Annotated in this window: 23 protein-coding genes and 1 tRNA gene; 12 read left to right on the forward strand and 12 right to left on the reverse strand. The window is 62.0% G+C overall.

The window, feature by feature from the left end; genetic code table 11:
- The first annotated feature begins 503 nt into the window (after positions 1 to 503).
- The 7 genes from fdnG (at position 504) to selB (ending at position 10595) form a co-directional block, all read left to right on the forward strand.
- Entirely contained in the window at positions 504 to 3590 is a 3087-nt protein-coding gene (gene fdnG, locus AC0C6X_RS13885; RefSeq protein ID WP_210266632.1) for a formate dehydrogenase-N subunit alpha, read from the forward strand.
- Positions 3591 to 3601: 11 nt separating this feature from the next.
- Positions 3602 to 4543 carry a formate dehydrogenase subunit beta gene (gene fdxH, locus AC0C6X_RS13890; RefSeq protein WP_247958826.1) on the forward strand — a complete coding sequence of 314 codons (942 nt, stop codon included), beginning with the start codon at positions 3602 to 3604 and terminating at the stop codon, positions 4541 to 4543.
- Complete coding sequence (locus AC0C6X_RS13895; protein WP_173519120.1) at positions 4540 to 5259, forward strand: formate dehydrogenase subunit gamma; 720 nt, start codon at positions 4540 to 4542, stop codon at positions 5257 to 5259. The genes fdxH and AC0C6X_RS13895 overlap by 4 nt, the downstream gene beginning before the upstream one ends.
- Positions 5260 to 5308: 49 nt before the next feature.
- Positions 5309 to 6226, forward strand: coding sequence for a formate dehydrogenase accessory protein FdhE (fdhE, locus tag AC0C6X_RS13900; protein ID WP_472953613.1), 918 nt, complete (start codon positions 5309 to 5311; stop codon positions 6224 to 6226).
- A gap of 93 nt (positions 6227 to 6319) precedes the next feature.
- Entirely contained in the window at positions 6320 to 7735 is a 1416-nt protein-coding gene (gene selA, locus AC0C6X_RS13905; protein WP_472953615.1) for an L-seryl-tRNA(Sec) selenium transferase, read from the forward strand.
- Positions 7732 to 8559, forward strand: coding sequence for a tetratricopeptide repeat protein (locus tag AC0C6X_RS13910; RefSeq protein WP_376741685.1), 828 nt, complete (start codon positions 7732 to 7734; stop codon positions 8557 to 8559). The genes selA and AC0C6X_RS13910 overlap by 4 nt, the downstream gene beginning before the upstream one ends.
- On the forward strand, positions 8556 to 10595 hold the full coding sequence (selB, locus tag AC0C6X_RS13915; protein WP_173519116.1) for a selenocysteine-specific translation elongation factor: 2040 nt from the start codon (positions 8556 to 8558) through the stop codon (positions 10593 to 10595). The genes AC0C6X_RS13910 and selB overlap by 4 nt, the downstream gene beginning before the upstream one ends.
- Before the next feature lie 126 nt (positions 10596 to 10721).
- Here the strand turns inward: selB and AC0C6X_RS13920 are convergent, their stop codons facing one another.
- Positions 10722 to 10949, reverse strand: a complete 228-nt coding sequence (locus AC0C6X_RS13920) for a hypothetical protein (protein WP_173519115.1) — start codon at positions 10947 to 10949, stop codon at positions 10722 to 10724.
- A 112-nt stretch (positions 10950 to 11061) separates the two neighbouring features.
- Positions 11062 to 11238, reverse strand: coding sequence for a hypothetical protein (locus AC0C6X_RS13925; RefSeq protein WP_173519114.1), 177 nt, complete (start codon positions 11236 to 11238; stop codon positions 11062 to 11064).
- A 296-nt stretch (positions 11239 to 11534) separates the two neighbouring features.
- Here AC0C6X_RS13925 and AC0C6X_RS13930 point away from each other — a divergent pair, with 296 nt between their 5' ends.
- From AC0C6X_RS13930 to AC0C6X_RS13945, 4 genes are all read left to right on the forward strand, one after another.
- Entirely contained in the window at positions 11535 to 12131 is a 597-nt protein-coding gene (locus AC0C6X_RS13930) for a helix-turn-helix domain-containing protein (protein ID WP_173519113.1), read from the forward strand.
- Positions 12132 to 12921: 790 nt separating this feature from the next.
- Positions 12922 to 13122, forward strand: a complete 201-nt coding sequence (locus AC0C6X_RS13935; protein WP_173519112.1) for a hypothetical protein — start codon at positions 12922 to 12924, stop codon at positions 13120 to 13122.
- A 304-nt stretch (positions 13123 to 13426) separates the two neighbouring features.
- The gene (locus AC0C6X_RS13940; RefSeq protein ID WP_173519111.1) at positions 13427 to 13681 is read left to right on the forward strand and encodes a DUF4429 domain-containing protein; all 255 of its coding nucleotides are present in this window, start codon (positions 13427 to 13429) and stop codon (positions 13679 to 13681) included.
- A 55-nt stretch (positions 13682 to 13736) separates the two neighbouring features.
- Positions 13737 to 13832, forward strand: a tRNA-Sec gene (locus AC0C6X_RS13945).
- A 168-nt stretch (positions 13833 to 14000) separates the two neighbouring features.
- Here the strand turns inward: AC0C6X_RS13945 and AC0C6X_RS13950 are convergent.
- From AC0C6X_RS13950 to AC0C6X_RS13990, 9 genes are read right to left on the reverse strand one after another with little or no spacing between them, the layout of a single operon-like run.
- A complete protein-coding gene (locus tag AC0C6X_RS13950) occupies positions 14001 to 14894 on the reverse strand; it encodes an intradiol ring-cleavage dioxygenase (RefSeq protein ID WP_173519110.1) in 894 nt (297 codons plus the stop codon).
- Positions 14895 to 14897: 3 nt separating this feature from the next.
- Positions 14898 to 16652, reverse strand: a complete 1755-nt coding sequence (locus AC0C6X_RS13955; protein ID WP_173519109.1) for an FAD-dependent oxidoreductase — start codon at positions 16650 to 16652, stop codon at positions 14898 to 14900.
- A complete protein-coding gene (locus AC0C6X_RS13960; RefSeq protein ID WP_173519108.1) occupies positions 16645 to 17730 on the reverse strand; it encodes a branched-chain amino acid ABC transporter permease in 1086 nt (361 codons plus the stop codon). The genes AC0C6X_RS13955 and AC0C6X_RS13960 overlap by 8 nt, the downstream gene beginning before the upstream one ends.
- Positions 17731 to 17740: 10 nt before the next feature.
- Positions 17741 to 18604 (reverse strand): branched-chain amino acid ABC transporter permease, encoded by an 864-nt coding sequence (locus AC0C6X_RS13965; RefSeq protein ID WP_472953620.1) that lies wholly within the window; start codon positions 18602 to 18604, stop codon positions 17741 to 17743.
- A complete protein-coding gene (locus AC0C6X_RS13970; RefSeq protein WP_472953622.1) occupies positions 18591 to 19313 on the reverse strand; it encodes an ABC transporter ATP-binding protein in 723 nt (240 codons plus the stop codon). The genes AC0C6X_RS13965 and AC0C6X_RS13970 overlap by 14 nt, the downstream gene beginning before the upstream one ends.
- Positions 19310 to 20029 carry an ABC transporter ATP-binding protein gene (locus AC0C6X_RS13975; RefSeq protein ID WP_173519105.1) on the reverse strand — a complete coding sequence of 240 codons (720 nt, stop codon included), beginning with the start codon at positions 20027 to 20029 and terminating at the stop codon, positions 19310 to 19312. Before AC0C6X_RS13975 ends, AC0C6X_RS13970 begins: the two co-directional genes overlap by 4 nt.
- A 40-nt stretch (positions 20030 to 20069) precedes the next feature.
- Complete coding sequence (locus tag AC0C6X_RS13980) at positions 20070 to 21350, reverse strand: ABC transporter substrate-binding protein (RefSeq protein ID WP_173519104.1); 1281 nt, start codon at positions 21348 to 21350, stop codon at positions 20070 to 20072.
- A gap of 39 nt (positions 21351 to 21389) precedes the next feature.
- The gene (locus AC0C6X_RS13985; RefSeq protein WP_173519103.1) at positions 21390 to 22451 is read right to left on the reverse strand and encodes a maleylacetate reductase; all 1062 of its coding nucleotides are present in this window, start codon (positions 22449 to 22451) and stop codon (positions 21390 to 21392) included.
- Positions 22448 to 23308, reverse strand: a complete 861-nt coding sequence (locus AC0C6X_RS13990) for a dioxygenase family protein (RefSeq protein ID WP_246304513.1) — start codon at positions 23306 to 23308, stop codon at positions 22448 to 22450. The genes AC0C6X_RS13985 and AC0C6X_RS13990 overlap by 4 nt, the downstream gene beginning before the upstream one ends.
- Before the next feature lie 104 nt (positions 23309 to 23412).
- Between AC0C6X_RS13990 and AC0C6X_RS13995 the strand changes: the two genes are divergently transcribed.
- On the forward strand, positions 23413 to 24363 hold the full coding sequence (locus AC0C6X_RS13995) for a LysR family transcriptional regulator (protein ID WP_173519101.1): 951 nt from the start codon (positions 23413 to 23415) through the stop codon (positions 24361 to 24363).
- Positions 24364 to 24544: 181 nt separating this feature from the next.
- Here the strand turns inward: AC0C6X_RS13995 and AC0C6X_RS14000 are convergent, their stop codons facing one another.
- Positions 24545 to 25594 (reverse strand): LacI family DNA-binding transcriptional regulator, encoded by a 1050-nt coding sequence (locus AC0C6X_RS14000; protein WP_173519100.1) that lies wholly within the window; start codon positions 25592 to 25594, stop codon positions 24545 to 24547.
- Positions 25595 to 25841 lie beyond the last annotated feature (247 nt).

A 25841-nucleotide genomic window follows, 5' to 3' on the forward strand; every position in this document is an offset into this window, starting at 1 on the left:
AAATTTCACGCGAACGGATCACGCATCCAATCGCGTCCCGCGCGAAGTTACGGGGGCCCTGTTGAACTGACTTCCGCCGGCGGATATTTGAGGGAATCGAATGCCGGTCCCTCTGCTCGAATGTCGCAGAATATGAGCGGGCACAGCTCGAAGCGATCGCCGGCTGCGGCGGCGCGATGTCAGCTCGATGTGGAGCGCCCCGAAACTCGGGAGCGGCGAGCAAGCTCATGAATTGAATATGGTCGATCGCGAATAGGGCGTCAATTCGGGTTTCGTTTATGCCCCGCAACGGGGAGCGACGGTCGGCAGCTCAAATATATGATGGCTTTGGATTTAAATGGAGAATGGCTTTCATGTTTATCTTTCTTATTAAATTGACAATGGAATACGGACAGCTAAGATTTTAATTTCTAAGGCCGAGTTATGCCTGAGTATGCAAAGGCGTACCAAGGTTTCCGGCGCGCCCCTGTTGGCAAAGCCGGTTTTCAGGGAGGTATCATGGCATGAACATGGAACTCTCGCGGCGCCAATTTCTCGGCGCAGCCGGTGCCGGGGTTGCGGCCACTGCGCTCGGTGCCCTTGGCTTCGGTGACATCGAAGCAGCGCATGCCGAAGCGATCCGCACCTTCAAGCTGGTAAACACCACCGAAACCCGCAACACGTGCCCCTATTGCTCCGTCGCATGCGGCGTCATCATGTATTCGAAGGGCGACCGGACGAAGGGCGAGCAGGCGGAGATCATCCATATCGAGGGTGACACCGACCATCCGACCAACCGCGGCACGCTCTGTCCGAAGGGCGCGGCGCTGCTCGATTTCGTCAAGTCCGACACCCGGCTGAAATATCCGATGATCCGCAAACCGGGGTCGGACAAGTTCGAACGGGTCAACTGGGATGACGCGCTCGATCGGATCGTGCGGCTGATGAAGGATGACCGCGACGCCAATTTCGTGGAGAAGAACAAGGATGGCGTGACGGTGAACCGGTGGATAACGACCGGCTTCCTCGCGGCCTCGGCGACAACGAACGAAACGGCATGGGAGACCTACAAGGTCGTCCGCAGCGCCGGGATGTTGGTCTTCGACAACCAAGCGCGTGTCTGACACGGCCCTACGGTAGCCAGTTTGGCTCCAACATTCGGCCGCGGCGCAATGACCAACTCCTGGACGGATATCAAGAACACCGACCTCGTGATCATCATGGGCGGTAATGCCGCCGAAGCGCATCCATGCGGCTTCAAATGGGTGACCGAGGCGAAGGCCAACCGCGGTGCGAAGCTGATCGTCGTCGATCCGCGCTTCACCCGCTCTGCGTCGGTCGCCGATCTCTATGCTCCGATCCGCCAGGGAACGGACATCGCCTTCCTGCTCGGCGTGATCAACCATTGCATTCGCAACGACAAGGTGCAGTGGGACTACGTCAAGGCGTTCACCAACGCCAGCTACATCGTCAAGGACGGCTTCGCCTACAAGGACGGGCTGTTCACGGGCTACAATGAGGCAAAGCGCGATTACGACAAGTCGACCTGGGACTATGTCATCGGGCCTGACGGCTATGCGACGGTGGACGACACGCTGACCAATCCGCGCTGCGTCTGGAACCTGCTAAAGGAGCATGTCGCCGTCTATACCCCCGAAATGGTGGAGCGCATCTGCGGCACGCCGAAGGACAAGTTCCTGAAGGTCGCTGAAATGATCGCGGAATGCTCGTCGCCGACCAAGGCGATGACCTCGATGTATGCGCTCGGCTGGACGCAGCATTCCAAGGGCTCGCAGAATATCCGCGCCATGGCGATGCTGCAGCTGATCCTCGGCAATATCGGCATTCGCGGCGGCGGCATGAATGCACTGCGCGGCCATTCGAACATTCAGGGCCTGACCGATGTCGGGCTGATGTCGAATCTGCTCCCCGGCTACCTGACGCTGCCGAATGAAAAGGAGATCGACCTCGAGACCTACATGTCGACACGCGGCTTCAAGCCGCTGCGGCCCAACCAGATGAGCTACTGGCAGAACTACAGGAAGTTCTTCGTAAGCTTCCAGAAGGCGATGTGGGGTGCTGCCGCCACACCGGAAAACCAGTTCGCCTATGACTGGCTGCCGAAGCTCGACGTGCCAGGCTACGACATCCTGCGCGCCCTCGAGCTCATGACCCAGGGCAAGATGACGGGTTACCTGTGTCAGGGCTTCAACCCGTTGCTTGCGGCGCCGAACCGCAAGAAGGTGACGGACGCGCTGTCGAAACTCAAATATCTCGTCACGATGGATCCGCTCGACACCGAGACGGCACGATTCTGGGAGAACCACGGCGAGTTCAACGATGTCGATCCTTCGCAGATCCAGACGGAGGTGATCCAGCTTCCCTCCACCTGTTTTGCCGAAGACGAAGGTTCGCTCACCAATTCCAGCCGCTGGCTGCAGTGGCATTGGCCGGGCGGCACGCCTCCCGGTGAAGCAAGGACCGACAATTGGATCATGGCGCAGATCCACGTGCGGCTGAAGGAACTCTACCGCAAGGAAGGCGGAGCATTCCCTGATCCGATCATCAATCTCGACTGGGCTTATGCGGATGCCGGGGAACCGACAGCCGAAGAGCTTGCCAAGGAGATCAACGGCAAGGCGCTTGCCACCGTCTACGATGCTGCCGACCCGACAAAGGTCTTGGCTGAGGCCGGCAAGCTGCTACCGGGCTTCGCGGCGCTGCGCGACGACGGTTCGACCTCGAGTGGTTGCTGGATCTATTCCGGCTGCTTCAACGAGAACGGCAACAACATGGCCCGGCGCGACACATCCGACCCGGACGAGACCGGCGCCTATGCCAAGTGGGCGTTCTCCTGGCCGGTCAACCGCCGCATCCTCTACAACAGAGCCTCGGCGGACGTAAACGGCAAGGCGTGGGATCCGAGCCGCAAGCTGATCGAATGGGACGGCGCAAAATGGGCGGGTTATGACGTGCCCGATATCGCGCCGACAGCCAAGCCCACAGATGTCGGACCGTTCATCATGAATCCCGAGGGTGTCTCGCGCCTCTTCACGCGCGGCTTGATGCGTGACGGGCCGTTCCCGGCGCATTACGAGCCGTTCGAATCGCCGCTCGACAACCTCGTGGCGCCGAAGGTGCGCGGCAATCCCGCAGCAAGGGTATTCAAGGGCGACTTCGAACAATTCGCCGAAACCGCCTCGAAGGAGTTCCCCTATGCGGCGACGTCCTACCGGCTGACCGAGCACTTCCACTATTGGACCAAGCATTGCCGGACGAATGCTGTGCTGCAGCCGGAATTCTTCGTCGAGATATCCGAGGAACTCGCGGCCGAGAAGGGCATCACCAAGGGTGGCTGGGTGCGCGTTTGGTCCAAGCGCGGATCGATCCAGGCCAAGGCCGTCGTCACCAAGCGGATAAAGCCGCTGATCTGCGACGGCAAACCGGTCCACGTCGTGGGCATACCGTTGCACTGGGGCTTCACCGGCGCGGCTAGAAAAGGCTTCGGTCCGAACTCGCTGACGCCGTTCGTGGGCGACGCCAACATCGAGACGCCAGAATACAAGGCGTTCCTGGTCAATATCGAGCCCATTGCTGGGCCGGTGGCGTAGGAGGCTGTGCCATGTTCCCTCCCGTCCCAAACCCCACCACCGTACCTCAAGAGCCGAAGTTCGGCGAAAGGGACCTGATGCGGCGATCGGCGTCTACGGTAACGCCGCCGGCCCAGCGGCAGACCGAGGTGGCGAAACTCATCGACGTCTCGAAGTGCATCGGCTGCAAGGCCTGCCAATCGGCCTGCATCGAATGGAACGACACTCATCCGCAACTCGAGAGCAATACGGGCATCTACGAAAATCCACACGACCTGACCCCCGACATGTTCACGCTGATGCGGTTCACCGAGTGGGAGAATCCGGATACGAACAATCTGGAATGGCTGATCCGCAAGGACGGCTGCATGCATTGCGAGGACCCTGGCTGCCTCAAGGCGTGCCCCGCACCCGGGGCTATCGTTCAATATTCGAACGGCATCGTCGATTTCGTCCACGAGAACTGCATCGGTTGCGGTTATTGCGTCAAAGGGTGCCCGTTCAACATTCCCAGGATTTCCGAGGTCGATCACACCGCCTACAAATGCACGCTCTGCTCTGATCGCATCGCCGTCGGTCAGGGACCGGCCTGCGCCAAGGCCTGCCCGACGCAGGCGATCGTCTTCGGCACCAAGGAGGAGATGAAGAAACATGCGGAGGGGCGGGTCGCCGACCTGAAGTCTCGCGGCTTTGACAGTGCGGGCCTTTACGATCCGCCGGGCGTTGGCGGCACACATGTCATGTATGTGCTGCACCATGCCGACAAGCCGGAGATCTATGCCGGTCTGCCCAACAATCCGGCGATCAGCCCGATCGTCGAGGCGTGGAAGGGCGTGACGAAATATGCCGGCCTCGCCGTCATGGGCGTCGCGGCGGTCACCGGCTTCCTGCATTACATGGTCAACGGCCCGAACCGCGTTTCCGAAGAAGACGAGGAGGCGGCTCAGCGGCTCACGGGAGATCGGTCCTCATGAGTACGGATAGTGGATATGACGTCGGGAAAGGCGACAGCGTTCACCCCGGCAAACCCGTCACGGTCGATCGCTATACCGGCGGCGCGCGGATCAACCATTGGATCACCGCCACGAGCCTCGTCCTGCTCGCGCTTTCCGGCCTATCCCTGTTCCACCCGCGGCTCTTCTTCCTGTCTGCGCTCTTCGGCGGCGGTCAATGGGTGCGGACCATTCACCCCTGGATCGGTGTCGTCCTTTTCTTCAGCTTCCTTGGTCTTTTCTTGCGCTTCTGGAAGCTCAACCTCTGGAAACGGGAAGACGGCACCTGGCTTGCACGCGTGCGCGACGTGCTCGCTGCCCATGACGAACGCTTGCCTGAGGTCGGCAAGTACAATGCCGGGCAGAAGCTGGTCTTCTGGTCCATGTCGACCCTGATCATCGTGCTGATAGGGTCCGGTATCGTCATATGGAATCAGTATTTCGCGGCTTACACCACGATCGAGCAGCAGCGATGGGCCCTTCTGGTGCACTCGATCGCCGCCATCCTCGCGATCAGCGTCTGGATCACCCACGTCTATGCAGCGATCTGGGTAAAGGGTACGATACGGGCGATGGTACGTGGATCCGTGACGGGCGGTTGGGCCTGGCGATATCACCGCAAGTGGCTGCGCGAACTGGTCGCCAGACCGCCGACGAAAGAGCCGACGGCAGACAGAAAAAGGACCGCAGCCGAGTAGTTTTTCTGGGTTCGCATCACGTGACCCGTCGGGTTCGTGAGGGAGTGTGATGACACGCAAAGACGCCGCAGCGCCCGATCCGACCGCTATTGGAGACGTCTCCTCGCCACCCTTTGCGCGCCTGCCAAACATCGCGTCCCTCTTTGCCACGCGAGCTACGCGTTTCAGTCATCTGGCCGAGGTGAGCGGCCTTGCACCCTATCTCAACTTCCTTGCAGGACTGACGACCGCGCAGCACCTCATCCAAGCCGACCTCCCGCCCGCCGAGAGCCCCGACGCCGCGACACTGCTGCGCGCCCGTGAGTTCGAAATGCCGCCGCTCCACTGCAACAGGATCGAGGACGGCGAAGCAATCCACGCCACATTCGACCGTCTGTTCGCCGCCGCTGACGCGATCGAAAAGCCGGCCGCGGCTGCCGACGCCCTCGCTCGGGTGATCGGCGCCGATCGTGAAGCACGTCTTGCCATGGCCGAAACCATCCTTTCCGGCTCATTGCCTGAAGACGCGGTTGCCGAGCACATCTTCGTCTGGGCCGCGCTTCAGGTGCAGTTCGCTCGGCTGGCATCCGTGCTTGACCCCGCCACATTAAGGCCAGTCGCCGACGGCATTTGCCCGGCCTGCGGTGGCAGGCCCGCTTCGTCCATGGTCGTCGGCTGGCCGGGCTCGCACGGCGCGCGCTTCTGCTGCTGCTCGCTTTGTTCGACCCTCTGGCACCATGTCCGCATTAAGTGCGTACTTTGCGGCTCCACCAAGGGGATCGGCTATCGCGAGATCGAGAACCACGGTGGCACCGTCAAGGCTGAAACCTGCGACGAATGCCATGGCTGGACGAAGATCTTCTATCAGAACAGAGCACCGGCGACCGAGCCGATTGCCGACGATGTTGCGAGCCTCAGCCTCGATCTCCTGATGCGTGAAGGTCCCTATCGCCGGGGTGGGTTTGCACCGCTTCTGGCCGGAATCTAGAGCGAGATGAGGAAAGGTCTGAGTGGTTTATCCGCCGGCATCCCGCTCTAACTTGGTGGGATCGGGTCGAGGCGCGCCCCAGGGAGAGCCGGAATGGACGCCAATGCCAGGTTGCGTGACATCCCCTCGGTGGACGAGCTTCTGAGATCGGCGACCCTTGTCGAAGCGATCGAATGCTTCGGGCGGCGAGCTGTGACCGAAGCCTTGCGGAGTGTCCTGGTCATGATCCGGGAGGACGTGCGTAAAGGCGAAGAGGTTCCCTCTCCGGACGCCATTGCCACGGCTGCCGTCGCGGCGCTCGAGGCAAATGATCGATCGACGCTGCGCCCGCTATTCAACCTGACGGGAACAGTGCTCCACACCAATCTCGGCCGCGCATTGCTGGCGGAGGCGGCGATCGATGCCGCGACGGCTGCGATGCGCGAAGCAGTCGCGCTCGAATTCGACCTCAAGAGCGGCAGACGCGGGGAGAGGGACGATCACCTGGGCGCGCTCATCTGCGAGTTAACTGGCGCGGCGGGTGCGACCGTGGTCAACAACAACGCCGCCGCGGTGCTGCTGACGCTGAACAGCCTGGCGGCCGGCCGGGAAGCGATCGTCTCGCGCGGAGAGCTTATCGAAATCGGCGGGGCGTTTCGCATGCCGGACATCATGCAGTGCTCCGGGGTCCGACTCGTCGAGATCGGCACCACCAACCGCACTCATGCCCGGGACTACAGGGACGCCATCGGGCCCGAGACCGGACTGATCTTGAAGGTCCACACCTCCAACTACCGCATCGAGGGCTTCACCAAGGAGGTCGGGGCGCGCGAGCTGGCGACAATCGCCCATGAGCACGGGCTGCCGTTGATCAACGATCTCGGCTCCGGCACACTTGCCGATCTCGACCGCTTCGGGCTCGCTCATGAGCCGACCGCCGCCGAAGCAGTCGCCGACGGTGCCGATATCGTCACTTTTTCCGGCGACAAGCTGCTTGGTGGACCGCAGGCCGGCCTCATCGTCGGGCGCGTCGACCTCCTCGAAAGGATCAACAGGAATCCGATGAAGCGGGCGCTGCGCCTTGACAAGATCCGCTTGGCGGCACTGGAGGCAACGCTCCGGCTCTATCGCGACCCGGACCGCTTGAGCGAGCGCCTTCCGACGATGCGTCTGCTCGCGCGTCCGCAGGCCGAGGTCCGCCAGCAGGCCGAGCGGTTGTGCCCCTCGGTGGAGCGGGCGGTCAATGGCGCATTCAAAGTCTCGGTCATCGATTGCGGCAGCCAGATCGGTTCCGGCGCCTTGCCGCTCGTCACCGTGCCGAGCGCGGGTCTGGCACTTGCGTCATTGTCCGGCAGCGGCCGCATGCTTGCCGAACTGGCCGCGGCCCTGAGGCGCCTGCCGATGCCGGTCATCGGCCGCATCGAACGCGGGTCGCTCATTCTGGACCTGCGCTGCCTCGAGGACGAGGAAGGCTTCGTCGCCAATCTCGCGGTCCTCGAACCGTTGGCAGAAGAGGGAGCTGCATCGTGAACCTTCTCAGCCGTCTCTTTGGAAGGCCGCCCAAGGGTGAGGGGGGCCCGGAAGCACCCATGGCAAAGGCGCTCGCCGCAGCGCGCAACAGCGACTACGAAACCGCTCTCGCCCTTTGGGGACCTCTTGCACAGGCGGGGAATGCCCGGGCCCAGAACAATATCGGCGCATGCTTTGCCGGCGGCTTGGGAGTCGCCCGGGATGCCGGCCTTGCCTATCGCTGGCTCAGTCTTGCTGCAGAGGCCGGCGATCCTGTCGGTCAGCGCAACCTCGCGTCGCTTCTCTTCAAGGGCGAGGGGATCCCGCCGGACTACGAGCGCGCAGCAAGCCTGTACCGCCAGGCCGCCGAACAAAATGACGCGGAAGCTCAGGACATGCTGAGTTGGATGGCGCTCGAAGGAGATCTCATCGAGCCCGATTTTGCCGAAGCCTGTCGGTGGGCGCTGGCGGCCGCGCAGAACGGTTCCGCGGCATCAATGACGCGGCTCGGCATGCTCTATCACAATGCCATCGGGGTGGCGCGTGATCCGGTCGAGGCTGCCTACTGGTGGCGGCGCGGCGCGTGCGCTGGCGATGCCGACGGTCAGGCGATGCTTGGCGCGGCCTATCATCTTGGAAGCGGCACAGCCCACGACCCGATCGAGGCCTTTGCCTGGCTGATAAGGGCGCGCGGCGGAGGCAGTGCGCTGGCGGCGCCGTTCTTCGACGTCGTGCGCGCCGCGCTCAATGACGAGGAATTGCAGGAGGCCGAACGGCGAGCCTCGCTGCCGCTCTCCGAGGCGGCGGTGCCGCTTCGGCCCACGAATGAGAGGGATCAAAGGTGATCGTAGGCACAGCCGGCCACATCGATCATGGCAAGACGTCGCTCGTGCGGGCGCTGACCGGAGTCGACACGGATCGGCTGAAGGAGGAGAAGGACCGCGGCATATCGATCGAGCTCGGTTTTGCCTATATGCCGGTCGAGGGCGTGGAGACGATCGGCTTCGTTGACGTGCCCGGCCATGAGAAATTCATCCACACCATGCTTGCAGGCGCCGGCGGCATCGATTTCGTGCTGCTCGTGGTCGCGGCCGACGACGGCGTCATGCCGCAGACGCGCGAGCATCTCGCTATCGTCGATCTGCTTGGCATCAGGCACGGGGTCATCGCCATCACCAAGGCCGATCTCGTGACAGACGCTCGCGTTGCGGCCGTCGAGCAGGCGATGCGCAACCACCTCGCGGAAACGGCGCTTGCGGATGCGACCATTATCCCGGTTTCGTCGATATCGGGCGAAGGTGTGGCGACGGTTCGCGACGAAATCCTCGACGTGGCACGGCGTTTCACGCAGCGGCAAGCAAACGGATGTTTCCGCATGGCCATTGATCGCTCCTTCACTATCCAGGGCGTAGGGACGGTCGTCACCGGAACCGTTCTTTCGGGCCAGGTGTCGGTCGAAGATTATATCGTCGTCAGCCCTTCGGGCCTCAAGGCACGGGTGCGATCAATCCACGCGCAGAACAGCCAAAGCGAAACCGGTCGCGCTGGCGATCGCTGCGCGCTCAACCTCGTTGGTCCCGCCATCACGAAGGCGGCCGTCGGCCGCGGCGACGTGATCTGCGACCCCGGCCTATATGCGCCGACCGACCGCATCGACGCGACTTTACGCGTGCTTGGCTCCGAGCCGAAGCCGATCGGCCATTGGTTCCCGGTGCGGCTTCATCACGCCTCCGTGGAAGTTGGAGCCCGCATCGTCCTCTTGGCCGAACAGGCCGTGTCACCAGGAACGCGCGCGCGCGTCCAACTGGTACTGGACCGGCCGATCGCGGCGGCCGCCGGTGACCGCTATGTTGTTCGCGATACGTCCGCCCGGCGCACGATCGGCGGCGGTCGGTTCCTGGATTTGCGCGCCCCCGCAAGGAAGCGCCGCACGCCGGAACGGATGGCGCAACTCGATGCACTGTGCTTGAGCGAAGTACGACAGACGATCGAAGCGCTACTCGCCATTCCACCCTTCTTCATCGACATCGGCGCCTTCGGCCGCGATCGGGCGATTGCTGCCGCGGAAGCGCAAGCTCTGGCGCGATCCCTAGGCGTGATTGAACTGCCATCGGATGCCGCCAGGCTCGTCATGTCCTTGCAAAGCTGGGAGAAACTCCGAGGCGACATTCTTGCCCGGCTCACGGTTTTTCATGCGGAAAATCCGGATCTGCTGGGCATGGGTGTTGAGCGGTTGCGGACAGCGCTTCCGCTGCGCCTGCCGGCACCGGCGTTCCGCGCGGCCCTGCAGGCCCTCGTCGCGTCGGTAGAGATTGTGGTGGATGGCGCCTGGGTGCGGCTTGTCGAACATCAGGTCACCATGGGCCCCGCTGACGAACGGCTCTGGCGTCAGATCGAGCCGCTGCTCGGTGGATCCGAACGCTTCCGCCCGCCACGCGTGCGCGATATTGCCGTGTTGCTGGCGATCCCGGAGGTGCAGGCGCGCCGTCTCCTGAAACTCGGCAGCCGCATGGGCCGGGTGCACGAAGTGGCGCATGATCATTTCTTCCTGCGCCAGGTGGTCGCCGAGATGATCGCTATCACGGCAGAGATCGGTGCGGTCGCCGACCAGGGCTGGTTCACTGCGATGCAATTTCGCGATCGCCTCGAAAACGGTCGCAAGGTTGCTATCCAGATCCTTGACTTCTTCGATCGTCACAGCGTCACCTTCAGGCGCGGGGACCTCCGCCGCCTCAACCGAAGCCGTCTGGATTTCTTCGGCAATTTGCCGAATGCTGTCCCTGGAGTGCCACTCGTCCGATCGGACGCGCGAGGAGGAGATGCGTCCCCGGTGGGGCGTCCGGACTTCAAATTTGATCGCGGTCGTACTTCCCCGTCCTGACCCATCCTTCAAAGTGCCGGAAGCTCCGGCGTTATCGTTGCCCCCTATGTTAGATCGTGTTATTGGATTTCGGTCGGTGCTACCGCGTTGGGTAGCAAAATGGTAGCAATGATGTTCCCGTGCTGTTCACGGTGTCGCCGGCAGAAACCCGCTCACCAACTGCAGGTGCGTAAAATCTGGATCTCCATTTTCTCCGCCGACGAACGCGTCACAGGTCACCATGTGGGCGGCCTTGAAATGGACTCCTTCGATCGTCGCCGGCCGGTAGGAGCACAGCGCCCCACCGGTTCGCATCATCTCGGCGGCGATGTCATCAGGCACATCACCGCCTGGAAGGCTGTCATAGCGCCCCATAGCGGCCCTATGGGCGTCTATAAGGGCTTGGAGGGTTGATAGGCCATCCATCTCCCATCCTCCCCCTCAGAACGTGAATGCTGTCACAATGAGCGGGCAGCCGTGCTCGGGATCAGATCCGCCACCGCTTCACGCTCGGTATCGCGACAGAGTCCGCAGCCTGCAGTTCTTCGATCGCTGCCTGCATGCGTTCCTCCGGCGTCATAACAGGATCGTCGACCGCGGCCGGCGCCGGCAAGGGAATGGCGGTACCGATGACGCCACCGGCCGTACCTGCAGGGCCGCCCAAGAGGGTCTTCTGCTGATCGCGCTCATAGTGTGTAGCTCCCGGCCAGACCAAATCCCGGCCATTGTTCGGCTGCGCCGTCGCTATCAGCGATGCCCATCTCCGCGGGGTCCCATTCCCGCTCGTCCTCCCATTCCCGGTCATCGTCAGCGATACCGGCCTCGGAAAGCCACTGCGGGCCGTGGAAGGGCCAGGCAAGCGCCGGCTCAAGGTCGGGGCGCCGTCGATCTCATCGAGCAGAGCAATCACCCGCTCTATGTGAGCTTCGAGGCGATCGCGGATTTGCAAATCAGTGTCGAATGGGGCGTGCAGCCCTCAATTGGAGCACCCAGGAACTCGCACAAAAGGCGGGTGTGGGAGCAAACACGGTCAACCGCTTCGAGGCGGGGCAAGATGCTCGCGTGAGCAGCGTCGAGAGGATGACCACTGCCGATTGGGCGTTAGTCATAAGCCTGTGCTCGTTTTTCGTGTCTCTTGCGTGCTTTATCTGGAACGTTTGGTCGAAGTTTATCTATCCAAAGGCCAAAGTCAGCGTTCATTTCTCCGTTAATACGATTATTGGCGGCAGTGATGACGGATTCAAGGTCATCTCCTTGCTTGCGACAAATCTCGGGCCGGGGAATGTTACGCTCTACTTGGCGGTGGACCGTTCTCGCAAGAGATGGTTCAAGAAAGTTCAGCTCTTTATACTGAACCCCCTTCACGATTTTCCGATTGAGAAGATCACACACCCGGAATGTTCAGCGGCGGTCTTCCGAAGAAAATCGGCGTGGGTGAGAGCTTCACCGCCTACTTCACGCTTCGCCATGAAAGTCTACGCGACGAGCCGCTCGTCGATGTCGGTTTTGAAGAGACGTTTGGCCGTCGGCATTGGGCTCCCAGGAAAGCCGTTGTGAAAGGGCGGAACGCTGTTGTAACTGCCTTTCAGAACGCGTGACGTCTCGTCAATTGCTCTCAAAATCTCTGCGTGGGACGCCGATTTCCGCCGTCCAGCGTGGCGCCTGCATCAAGACAAGGGCGAACGCGTGCCCGAGCATTTGCCGCTGCAGGGCGAGGCCTTTTGATTTCCGATTTGAATAAATTTCAATCACGCCTATATTGGAGGCATACGGTCCCTCTCGCCTGCTGACCACGGATGTACTGGCAGCGGCGGGAGGAGATCACGGAAGGGCCGGATCATCCGGCCTTTTTTGTTGCATCGTCTAGCCGAGATGGGATCGAACTATTCCGTAGTCGAGCTCACCCGTATCCGACGACCGGTGCCACAGAATATCCCACGTACCGAGATCATCGAGGCGCGGCAGCACTCGGACTCTAGCATCATCATCTGGGCAACGTTCACGGAGCAAGTCTTCAACCGCGGTGCTTCCACCATTCTGCCAGGCCGACACGTACTCATCATCATTGAACGCCATGCGGACGACCCTTTCCTCTCCTATGACCGAAGCCGATAACTGATCGCGGAAGCATGTTCCCTCAAAGTGCCGTCGTCCTGAAGGAAAAGCTCTAGTCTGCCAATGTGCTCCAGAAAGTACCTTACGGGTCGCGCCGCCCCTTTCCCTCCGACACGATTGGCGAAAGCCACTATCCGAAAGGGTTGAAGCGGCATCCGCCGGATGGGTAAATCGACAAACTTCGCTGTTCGTCTAAGATGTCGGCCCAGGGCGCTTTCCAGGGAGGCTGGGAATGACCAGGGACGATTCTCGGATCAAACAAAAATTGGCGCAGATCGACAACCATCGCCGCCAGGCGAAATTCGCGGAAGACCGAGCCGGTATGCTGTTAGAGGATGCGCAGTATTCGTATGCGCACATTGCGCGTCTGAAGCGCGAGATTTTCGAAATCGAGAGCAGCCAATCCGAAAGCAGCTTCTTGCTGTCCCAGTAGATCGTCATGGATGCGCCGCACTACAGGGCCGATCCGCCCGACCAAATCTTGCACCAGATGGGGCGGCATGTTCTCCTGATGACTACTTGTAGGCTCTTCTCCACCCGGCTTCGTGAGCCGCCTCCTCAGAACAGAACCACCGCTCCCAGTCCAAGTAATTGACCCCCCTCCCGCCGGACGATAACACACGTTAAAATTTAGAGAAGGCTAAATAAGCCTTGACTGCAACCTGCGCTGTGAGAGCATTGCACCATCATGGTTGTAGAGCGTGGGGGGCTAACATGAAGTTGCAGGGCGTCGGGGGGTGATCGAAATTTTCGAGGACAAGCTGGTTATACAGCGCAAGGGGGCGCTCGCGTTCCTTGCGCATGGACTGTCCGGTGAAAAGAGCATCCCGTTTAGCAGCATAACGGCGGTGCAGTTCAAAAAGGCTGGCTTCACCAATGGGTATATTCAGTTGTCTGTAGCGGGCGGGGTTGAGAGTGGCGTATGGGACGCCACGACCGACGAGAATACGGTCATGTTCACGAGTGCAAACCAAGCGGCTTTGCTGAATTAAAGGCTTATGTCGAGGTGGATCGCCAAAGAGAAAAGACAATAGAAGTCAAATGTTTGGAGGAGATGCATGCCCGGTGGCATGTCCGGACTTCAAATCCGGGAGGGGCTGACAGACGGTCCTTGGTGGGTTCGACTCCCACTCTCTTCCGCCAAGGCGGAACCTCACCCTTGCGTGGGCGCATTCCGAAGACGGCCTGCTTCCGCGTCCAAGGCACGGCGCGCCAAGAGTGCTCGGCGTGGTTGTGCCGCGGAAGGGCCCGCGGCCTGAGCGACGGTACTTTTCCGGATCACCTCGGCAAGGTAGTGGTTCCTGGATCGTGTCAGCGGGTGCCGCCCTTTGACCGCGCCAGCACGAAGTCGTGGTTCACTTCCCAGAAGCGGTCGGAGAATCCGTATTCCTTGGCGCGTGCCGGGTCCTCAACGTGCCGGAAGGTCGCGAGCAGGCTCTGTTTCACACCGAATACCGCATCCGAATGGATATACGGATCATCTGGATCGAAGATGTGGGTAATAAGCGTCTCGTACCCGTCGGCCTTGATGATGTAGTGGAGATGGGCCGGGCGGTTGGGGTGGCGGCCCAGATGCTCCAGCATCTGACCGACCGGACCGTCATTCGGGATCGGGTAGTATTTCGGCTTTACCGCCCGGAACCGATATTCGCCGTCAGGCCCTGTGCGAAAGACGCCGCGCAAATTAAATTCCGGCTGGATGCCCTTCTGCTGCACGTCATAGAAGCCTTCGTCATTGGCTTGCCAGACGTCGATCAGCGCATTGGCAATTGGCCTGCCCTCGGTGTCGAGGATGCGTCCGCCGACGACCATCTCCTCGCCCTTCTGGTCGAGGCAGATGTTGGCCCCCATCTCGAGCTCCGGCGCATCCTGCACGTGAAACGGCCCGAGCACGGTGCTTTCCGAGGCACCCGACGGTTTGCGGTTGTTGATGGCATCGACAAGCATCGAGACGCCGAGCGTGTCGGACAGCAGGATAAACTCCTGCCGCCATTGGTTGCACATCTGCCCCGTGCGTGTGAGGAAGAGGATGGCCTCCATCCACTCCTCCTGCGTCGGCTCGATTTCCCGCACCGCCTCGTGCAGCTTGCGCGTGACCACTTCCATGATCTGCTTCAGCCGTTCGTCCTTGGCGTTCCTGTTGCGGCCGGTGACGACCTCGATCGAGTTTTCTTCGGTGAAGAAGCCTTTCTCATGCGCTTCCATGGATCACCTCCCAAGGACTGATGTCATGACCCGGCGAAGGTCTGCGACGGGATCTGCCGGCAGCCCTTTCGAGCGCCAGCAGACATGATGGTCAGGACGCACGAGAACGATGCCGCTGTCACGCACTTCGCTGAGTGCGGCCCAGTCGCCGGTGAAATCATCCCAATGCTGCCGCGCGCCGATGACGTGGGCCGCAATATCGACACCAAGCTCGTGGCCGACGACCTTCGCCGCTTCAATCCAGCCCTGTCCGCCGATCCCGGTGAGCACGGTGAACCGGCCGTGGCCGGTGAGATCGAGCGTCGAGGCCTTCTTGCCGTCATTCGAAAAGACCCAGGCATGCGGAACCCGGGCCCCCGGCCAGGTGGTCTGCTGGAAGTGCAGTTCTGGGTCCTTGGTAAAGACCGGCTCGGGCTGACCATCGGTAACGATCGCATCCGAACGATAGCGCTGGTTCATCTCGACGCCGTGGGCGTCGAACTCGTAGACTTTTGCGGCGATCGCCTTGCGGATGCTGGCGCGCTGTTCTTCCGCCGCCGGCGTATCGCGGCAGCGCCCGTCCATGTTCTGCTGCATCTTCACGGGATCGATGGAATCGAGCAGGCCGAGTGCCTTGAAGATCGGGCCGAACTCTTCAATCGACTTGTTGGCGCGCGTGACGATCTGCTTGGCGACCGGTGCCCGCTCCGCGGTGTAGGTATCGAGCAGCGTTTCGCCAGCCTGACCTTTCAGCACGAAGGCGAGTTTCCAGGCAAGGTTGAAGGCATCCTGGATCGAGGTGTTGGAACCGAGCCCGTTCGATGGCGGATGGCGGTGCGCGGCATCTCCCATGCAGAAGACGCGTCGGTTCGACATCGTCGTCGCGTACATATTGTTGACCGTCCAGGTCGAGACCTGCTTGATCGTAACATCGAGATCCTGCACGCCGACCAGGTCGCGCACCACCTTCTTCGCGTGGGCTTCGTCTACGGCCGGTGCCGGCTGGTTGATGTCGTATCCCCAGACGATCAGCCACTCGTTCCAGGGGCGGACCATGCGCACGAGGCCCATGCCGATACCGCCGACGTCGGCTCCCGGTTGCAGCACCCAGTAGAGCACCGAAGGGCGATGCGCGACGTAGCGCGACAGGTCCGCCTCGAACAGGATGTTCATCGATCCCGCAACGCCCATCCGGCCCTCGAAGCTGAGTCCGGCATCCTCCGCGACCTTCGAGTTGCCGCCATCCGCGCCGATCAGATATTTTGAGCGAACGGTGAATTCCTTGCCGGTCAACCGGTCGAGACAGGTCGTGGTAACCCCGTCGTCATCCTGCACATGGCTGAGATATTCCGTCGACATCCGCGCCTGGGTGCCGCGTGAGCAAGCCGTCTTGAACAGCAGCGGTTCCATGAAGGTCTGCGGAAGGTCGTTCATCTGGCTCGGCGAGGAAAGCTGGTGTTCGGCGCGTGAGACCGGATGTTTGCCCCAGCTTTTCATGCGGCCGATCTCTTCGCCGGCAAGCGAGGTGCAAAAGACGTTCTCGCCCATCAGATCCTGCTCGGCGGCGAACATATAGGCTTCGTCCTCCACGTCCCGGCCGAGATCGCGTAACACCTCCATCGTGCGCTGGTTGGTGATATGGGCGCGCGGGGTGTTGGCCAGCCAGCGGTAGCGGTTGATCACCATGTTTTCGATGCCGTAGCTCGAAAGCAGCGCGGCGGTGGCGGACCCGGCCGGCCCCGTGCCGATGATGAGTACGTCGGTTGTGATGTCAGCCATTTGGTCCTCCCTTAGGCGTGTGTGCGGGTGGTCCGCCGATCAACGTGCGGCGGACCGGAAAGAGCTGGATGCCGGTGCGATCGGAGAACAGACCCCAGAGGCCGCGCGGCGTAAAGAGCATGACGAGGATGCCGATGACGCCAAGGACCAGCAGGTACCAGGAGCCAAAATCCGCAAAGAGCTTCTGCAGCAGGAAGAAGAGAACGACGCCGACGATCGGCCCTTCGATGGTGCCAATGCCGCCGATCACGACGATGAAGATGACATAGGCCGTCCAGTCGGTGACGGAAAAGGCCGCGTCCGGTGAGATGCGCGCCTTCTGCACATAGATCAGCGCACCGGCCACACCGGTGACGAACGCCGTCGCCACGTAGACCAGCGCCTTCATGCGCCGGGCGTCGACGCCGACGGCCCGGGCGGCCTGCTCGTTGTCGCGCACGGCGGCAAGGCCGAGCCCCTGCTTGCTGCGCAGCAGGCGGTAGATGAAGCCGATAGTCGCGAGCGCCAACAGGAGTGCGATCCAATAGGTGAGGGCATCGCTGGCCGCGGCCGCCTTCATGCCGAAGAGGTCGCGGATGAGGTCAACGCCTATCATATCGCGCGTGGCATCGCGCGGCAGCGAGGTGCCGGTGCCGCCGCCGAGCGCCTTCCATTGAGCAAGCAGCAGCCGCACCACCTCGGCCACCACCCAGGTGCCGATGGCGAAATAGGGCCCTTGCAGCCGGAAGGTGAAAAAGGCCGTCGGAATGGCAAGAAGTGCCGAAAGAGCGCCGGCAATCAGAATGGCGGCGATGGGATCGAGGCCAGCCAGAATGACCGCACCGAACATCGCATAGGCGCCAAAGCCGACGAAAACCTGCTGACCGACCGAGATCAGCCCGGCATAGCCGGCAAGCAGGTTCCAGTTCTGCGCGAGCACCAGCGTGGTCAGGATGAAGAAGAGATCCTGCACGACACCGCGGGACACGACGAGGGGAGCTGCAATCGCGAGCGCAAGGCCGGCAAATGCCGCCAAGGCTGCAAGCGATGAGGTTCCGCTCCGCGTTTCGACCTTGAAGGACGGAATGGCGATGGACATCGGCTTGACCTCAATCGACGGCGCGGGGGAATAGCCCGCGCGGCTTGATGACGAGAACGGCGAGGAAGGCGAGGTGCCCGGCAAGGATCTGCCATTCCGGATTGACGGCCGCCCCAAGTGTCTGCGCAACGCCGAGGATGACCCCGCCGGCAAGTGTTCCCCAGAGCGAGCCGAGGCCGCCGATGATCACCGCTTCGAAGGCGTAGATCAGCCGCGACGGACCTGACGTCGGATCGAAGTTGGCGCGCGTGCCAAGATAGAGTGCGGCGATCGTCACCACGACCATGGCAAGCCCGGTCGCGACCGCGAAGATGCGTTGTGGGCGAATGCCCATCAGCCCAGCCGTCACGATATCGTCGGACGTTGCCCGGAAGGCGCGTCCCAGCGCCGTCCGATAGATCAGCTGGTTCAGGCCGAAGATGACGGTGAGAGCCGAGAGAAAAGTTATCAACGGCATCAGGCCGACGTTGAGCGGGCCGAGACCGGTCGAAGCACCCTCCAGCGCACCGATGGAGACACGGCGGCTATCGGCGGAAAACGCTTCGAGCAGGCCATTCTGGAGGACGGTGGAGATACCGAAAGTAACGAGCAGCGGTGGCAAGACGTCGTTGCCGAGCGTGCGATTGAGCACGAAATATTGCAGTGCCCAACCGGCAACGAACATCAGCGGCGCGGCAATGAGTGCCGCGAAAAATGGATTGAGGCCGAGCGCCGAGGACAGCAGAAGGATCAGGAAGGCGGCAAGCACGATCAGGTCGCCATGGGCGAGATTGACGAGCCGCATGATGCCGAAGACCAGGCTGAGGCCGGCGGCAAAGAGGGCGTAGAGCCCACCGAGCAGAACGCCCTGCACGATCGTGTCAATGATGCCCATGGCGCGGCGCTCCGAAATAGGCCTGGTGGATCTGCTCGCGGGTCAGCGCCTCCGGATGCCCAGACAACGTCACCCGCCCTTCCATCAGGCAATAGACCTGGGTTGCGACCTTCAGCGCCTGGGCGATGTCCTGCTCGACGATGACGATCGAAGCACCGGTCTCGCGGATGCGCGGGAAGGCCGCATAGATGTCGCGAACGACGACCGGCGCCAAGCCGAGACTGATCTCGTCGCAAAGCAGCACGTCCGGGTTGGACATCAGCGCCCGGCCGATTGCCACCATCTGCTGCTGGCCGCCGGAAAGGGCTGTCGCTGGGTTGTTTCGACGCTCGCGCAGGATCGGGAAGAGCTCATAGACACTCTCGAGCGTCCAAGGTCCCTCTCCGTTGCGGCGATAGGCGCCGATCAGCAGGTTTTCCTCGACGCTCAGCGACGGGAACAGCCGGCGTCCCTCGGGCACCATGGCGATGCCGCGGGCAAGAACATCGGGTGCTGCCAGCGCACCGATCGGTTCATCGCGATAGACGATCATGCCCGGCTCGCTCGCGAGTATGCCGGAGATGGCGCGCATCAGGCTGGTCTTGCCCGCGCCATTGGCCCCGATGATCGCGACGGTTTCCCCCTTGGCAACGGCGATATCAACGCCGAAGAGTGCCTGGAAGTCACCGTAGAAGGCCCTGAGGCCCCTGGTTTCGAGCATCGCTGTCATAGCTCGATCCCCAGATAGATCTCCTGGACCGCACGCGACGCCATGAGCTCGTCGGGTTTTCCGATGCCGATCACCTTGCCGAAGTTCAAAACCAGCAGCCGCTCCACCACCGAGGTCAGCGCATGCAGCACATGTTCGATCCAGATGACGGCAACGCCCTTCTGCTGTATGGCACTGATGGTCGCGACCAACTGGTGGCATTCGGCTTCCGTTAAGCCGCCGGCGATCTCGTCCAGCAGCAACAGCCTCGGCTCGGTGGCGAGCGCCCTTGCCAGTTCCAGCCGCTTGCGCTGCAGCAGGGTAAGGCCGCCGGCCAGAACATTCGCCTTGTCGAACAGGCCCGTGTCCACCAGGATCTCGGCGCAGCGGTCACAGGCTTCCGCCTCGCGCCGCCGCGCGCCGAAACTGCCGGCGACGAGCAGGTTCTCAAAGACGGTCAGTTTTTCGAAGGGCTGCGGGATCTGGAAAGTCCGCCCCATGCCCGACAGACAGCGGCCCATCGGCGGTGTTCGGGTGACATCCATGCCGCCGAAGCGGACGGTGCCACTGTCGGGGGCGATGTTGCCGGCAATCAGGTTGAACAGCGTCGACTTGCCGGCGCCGTTCGGCCCGATGATGCCGAGCGCCTCGCCCTCGCCGACCGAGAAGCTGATCTCGTCGGCAACGGTCAGCGCGCCGAAGCGCTTCGAGATCCGCTCGAGTTCTAACAGAGACATGCCTGACCCTCCTCGGTCACCGTCCCACGCCTTGAGGCGCTCACACGATCGCTTCCATTTTCCCGCCGACGGGAATGTTCGGCGCCGTCTTGTTGTCGGTGATGACGAGGTCGTAACCGCCGCTGTCCTTGAGCCGCCATTGACCGCCGACGAGCGGCGTCTTGGCCACGTTTCGAGCGGCAAAGGGCGGCAAGCCTTTACCGTCCCAGGCTACGGGACCGACGAGCGTGTCGAGCCTGGTGGCGGCAATCGCCTGAGCCAGCGCATCGCCGTCGGTCGGATCGTCGGCCCGCGTAACGGCGTCGACGGCCAGTTCGAAGAGGGCGTGGGCAAAACCGATCGGCTGGGTCCAGGGCCGGCCGGTCGCCTTGGTGAAGGCTTCGGCCACTTGAGCGGATGTCTCGCCAGTTAGCGACGAGGCGAAAGGATGGCTCGGCGACCACCAGACTTCCGACGAAAGATTGTGCCCAGCCTTGCCCAGCGTTTCGACTGCCTGCGGAAAGAGCAGGGCCTTGCCGATCGAGGCGACCTTCGGCACGAAACCCTGCTGTTTGGCCTGGTTCCAGAAGGTCGTGAAATCAGGGGGAATGACCACGCCGGTGACGATCTCGCATCCGCCCGATTTGAACGCATTGATCTGCGCCGAGAAGTCGTCGGTCATGTTCTGGTAGCGGCCGGGATCGGTGAGGCCATAGCCAAGCTTTTCGAGGACTGGAGGGAAACCCACGGTCCCGTCGCCCCAGGCATTGCCGTCGCCATCGTTGGGAAAGAGCCCGCCGACCTTGTGGTTCGTCTCCACCTGAGCCCACATGTTGGTGAAGACGGCGATGACATCCTCGAGACCCCAGAAGAAGTGATAGGCATAGTCGAACGGTTTCCACGAGGCTGGATCGCCGGGATTGCCTTGCTGGCCGATGAACCAGGGTTGCCATGGCGCGACCGTCGAGATGCAGGGCATTTGCTCGGCTTCGCAGGTGGTTGCGACCGGGTTCGTCGTCTCCGGCGTCGAGGCGACAAGGACGAGATTGACCTCGTCAACGACGATCAACTGCTTGGCGACTTCCGCCGCCCGGTTGGGATTCGACTGGCTGTCCTTGACGACAACCTCGAAGTTCTGGCCCTTGGCCTTGGTTGTCGCCAGGAAGGCATCGATCACAAACTTGTCGGCTTCGCCGAAGGCGGCGAGCGGCCCGGACTGCGGGCTGACATAGCCAAGCTTGATTGCCGTGCCCTTGGCTATCGCCGGCATCGAAAGTGCCGATGAAAAGGCGACAGCGCCACCTGCGGCTGTCGTCTTCAGAAAATCGCGTCTCGTCAGCATGGTTCCTCCTCTCAATGCCCTTCCTCCCGAAGGGTGTCATCAGTTCGTCGGCCGGTTGCCCTCCCAGGCATCCTGCAGCAGCGCCCGAATGGACTGGCGGTCGATCGGCCGCGGGTTCCAGTAGGGGTTTTCGGTCGCAATCGTGGCTGCGCGATCGAGGTCGGCTTCGGAGAGCCCGAGATCTTTCAGGGCAAGCGGCGCGCCGAGCGACTTTGCGAAATCCCACAGGCCACCGCCAACCGAACCGCCGAGCATCCGGGCCACGGGCCCAAGCAGGTCAGGCAGGGCCGCGGCGTTGTAGCCGGCCGTATGTGGCAGCATGATTGCGTGCGTTTCCGCGTGCGGCGTGTCGAAGGTGCCGCCGAGCGTGTGGCAAATCTTGTGATGCAGCGCCATACCGACCGTGCCGAGCACGGTGCCCGAGAGCCAGGCTCCGTAAAGCGCCTCGGCTCGCGCCTCGCGATCTCCCGGCGCCTCGACGATCCTCGGCAGGCTCGTCTTGAAAGCGAACAGGCCTTCGGCTGCCATCAGCGAAGAGATCGGGTTACGGTCCTGCGCATAAAGTGCTTCGACCGCATGGGCCATGGCATTGAGCGCGCTCGTCACGCTCATGCCGACCGGCAGGCCAAGCGTCAGTCCCGGATCGTAAATCACCACTTCCGGCAGGATCGAAGCATGCCGAACGGTCGTCTTTCGGCCGCCTTCCGTTTGTCCGAGGATCGGCGTTACTTCCGAGCCGGCGTAGGTCGTCGGGATAACGACTTGAGGCAGGTCGGTGCGATAGGCGATCGCCTTGCCGAGCCCGGTGGTGGAGCCCCCGCCAAGCGAGACGAGGCAGTCGGCGCCGCTTTGCTTGACCGCTTCCATCGCTTTTGCCGTGATATCGATCGGCGTATGCATCACAGCCCCGGCAAAGACGCCGACGGCAAGTGGCCCGAGCCGCTCCGCCAGTGTTTCCGCGTCTGCCCGTTGATGGGGCGTTGAAAGCACCAACGCCCGTTTGCACCCAAGCTTTTCGACCCAAGCTCCTGCCTCGTCGCTCTTGCCTTCGCCAAAGACGATGTGCGCTGCGCTGCCCTGATAGGTGAAACTGTTCCTCACGACGCAGATCCTTGCCTTGCCCTCGCCATCAGGAACTTGAAGTCCAGCCGCCAGCCGGACTTGCCGCCGATGTCGAAGCATTTGAATTCGTGCACCAGTTCCGGCTTGACCCCGAAGATCGCGTCCTCGTCGATATGGGGATCGCTGCCGTCGTAGATATGCGTCGTAATCGGATGGAATCCTGGGGCGGTGACGATGAAATGTAGATGGGCTGGGCGCCGGAGCGAGCAACCCGCTTGACCAAGGAGCTTGCCCACCGGCCCGTCTACCGGGACGCTGTAGCCGGTCGGGCGCACCGTCAGGTAGTCGAACCGTCCCTCCCGGTCCGTTTTGAAGACGCCGCGCAGATTGAACTCCGGCTGCAGGTCCGGTTGCTGGTTCTCGTAGAAACCGGCGGCGTTCGCCTGCCAGGTCGTGACCTCTGCGCTCTCGATCGGGTGCCCGTCGAGGTCGAGCAATTGTCCGAAAACCGCCAGCCGCTCGCCGACGCCATCGAGCGAGATATTGCTGCCGGAAGCGCGCTGTGGCGTGTCGGCGCGAAAGAAGGGCCCACGGACAGTATTGGGCGTCGCCTGCTTCGGCCGACGCGAATTGATCTCGTCGACCAGCGCCGAGGCACCAAGCAGATCAAACAGCAAACCCCATTCCTGCCGCCGCTCGTCGGTCGTGTGACCGACCTCGGTCAAAAATTCGATCATCTTGCGCCAGTCGGCGGCGCTGGGGCGCAATTCCCTGATGAGCCCGTGGAGGTGGGTCACGACCGTGCGCAGCACCTGCGGCAGCGCGCCGTCATCGGCTTTCGAAATTCGCTGTGCGAAAGCCTCGGCGAAGGCTGTTTCGTTAGGATTCGAAACCATCGCGCCCCGCATCACACTCCTCCAGACACTTGGCTGAAATGAAAGCTACCACGGGGCCCAGGCGCGATTGATGATTTTACTCTCAGTTAATATAATCAATTGTTATGAAGATAGACGAACGCCATCTTGTCCAGCTCGCTGCGGTCGTGAAAGCGGGCGGCGTCACCGAAGGCGCGGCGCTGCTCGGGCTGTCGCAGCCGGCGATCTCCCGCACCATTGCCATGCTCGAAAGGCGCCTGGGCGAACCGCTTTTCGTCAAGGGGCGGCGGCCGCTGCAGCCGACACCGCTCGGGCGCGCGCTCGCCGATCACGGTCAGGTCATGCTGTCGGCCTCGCGCAAGGCGTCCGATACGATCGAGAGCTTTCGCCTCGGCAAAAGCGGTCTCGTACGCGTGGGCGGCACGCCATTTTTCATGGACGCCTTGATTGCGCCGATGATCGCAGACTTCCAGGTGCAAAACCCTGACGTCCGGATCGACCAGAGCTACGGCTACATGGCCGATCTGCGCGCTGCCTTGAAGGGCGATCAGATCGATCTTGCCATCTGCCCGATCGACATTCTTGAGGAGGGATCGGGCTTGGCGTTCCAGAAGGTGCTTCCCGGTCGAAACGTCGTCGCTTGCCGGGTGACGCATCCGCTTCTGCTGAAGAGACGGCCGCAGCCGTCGCAGCTTCTCGAATATCCCTGGGTGGCGCCGCCGCCGGGAAGCCCGCTGCTTGCGGATCTTCATAGCCTGCTGCTCTCCTTCGGGGCGACCGAGATCAAGATACGCTACACAGGCGGCTCGCTGATGAGCCTCGTCAATTACCTCAAGGGTATCGACGCCTTGACCGTGCTTCCGCACAGCGTCGTTTTTGCGCTACGCAACGAAAAATCGATCACGGCACTTCCGGTTTCGGTCCCGCACCCGGAACGCGCTCTCGGGCTCTTGAGCCGCGCGACCTCGGCGCATACCCCGGCCATCGAGAAATTCTCGCAACATATCCGCCACAGCTTCGACCGGCTTCAGCACCTGATTCATCGACATGAACAGGCCGTGGTGTGGGGTGTTTAGCTGAATAGGCGCCCACGCTAACCCGGTGACCGCAAGGCAGCTGTGTTTGGCCGAGCTTACGAATGTGCTCGGCGAGCGGATATCGCCGCAGTCTGATGTAGGCGAGTTCAAGAATCTGCAGTCAATGAACGCTTGATGAACCGCTCGAACTGTTCAACGATCTTGTGTTGACCGGTCCCTGTTATCGAGAACTCGGACCGCCGGCGGCCACGGGGGCCGTGCTCTCCCTGGCGACGAGTTCCACGGGCAGAACGGTTTCGAGTGGTATCGCGTCGTCTTCGGCGGAATTAACCAGCCGCATCAGCAGTTTCGCTGCCGTACGACCTGCCTCGTACTGCTGAATGCGAACGGTCGTGAGTTTCGGTCGGATAAGGTCGAGCAGCGGCATGTCGTTGAAGCCGCTCACGGAGATCTGCCCGGGGCAGTCGATGCCGCGGTCGCGCAGGGCTTCGATGGCGCCGAGCGCCAGCCGGTCGTTGGCACAGAGGACGGCAGTGAAGACATTACCGCCATCGAGCAGTTCAAGAAGGCAGCGGGCTCCATCCTCCTCGTTGAACCGGGTCGCCACCCGGATAAGCGCCTCGTCGACCTCTATCGCCTGGTCATCGGCCGCTTTGCGGAAGGCGGAGAGGCGGAGCTGACCGGTGGAAAGTTCCTGCGGCCCGGCGATATGGGCGATGCGGGTGTGGCCGAGCTCTTTCAAATGCCGCAGCATCTCGCAGATACCGGCATCTTCGTCATTGACCACGCTGGGGATCGTGGATTGCTCCACCTTTCTGTTGAGCGTGACGACGGGCAGGCCGTCTTGGGCAGCCCGCGCGATCGAAGGATCGCTTCGCAGCACGGCAGCGTGGATGATGCCGTCGACGCCTCGGTCGCGAAGCACATCAAGCAGGCGAACCTCGCGGTCGCGCTCGCTGTCGGTGTTGACGATGATCGCGGCATAGCCGAGCGGTTCGAGCACACTTTCGATGCCGCGCAGGATCGGCGGGAAGACCAGGTTGGTGATGTCGGGAATCATGACGCCCACGGTCATCGTGCGGTTGGTGCGCAATCCGGCGGCGATGCGGTTCGGACGATAGCCGAGCCGTTCGGCCGCGGCCTGAATGCGATTGGCGACGTCGTCGGTAATCGACTTGCGTTCGATGGGGTCGAGCGCCCGCGAGACGGTTGAGACGTGAACGCCGGTTTCGCGGGCTATGTCTTTGAGCGTAATTCTCTTTTTCTTCATTTGGTTACTCCGTCCGTATCCCATTCTACCGCGTTCGAGCGTCGAGGCAATCGATTGCACAATCATCTTGACGCGACATATTAGCCGTGTTAGATACATTACGCAATCGATTGCAAAGGCGTGGCCGATACGAGGCGGCTGTGCCAAGCTGTGCCCTAATGACGATGGAGGAGATCGCAGGGCACGCGCCAGGCGTTTATTAGTTTGTTTTGCGTCCGTGTATGCAATCGATTGCATGACATAAGGG

It is taken from the genome of Ensifer sp. VA4, from assembly GCF_055710065.1.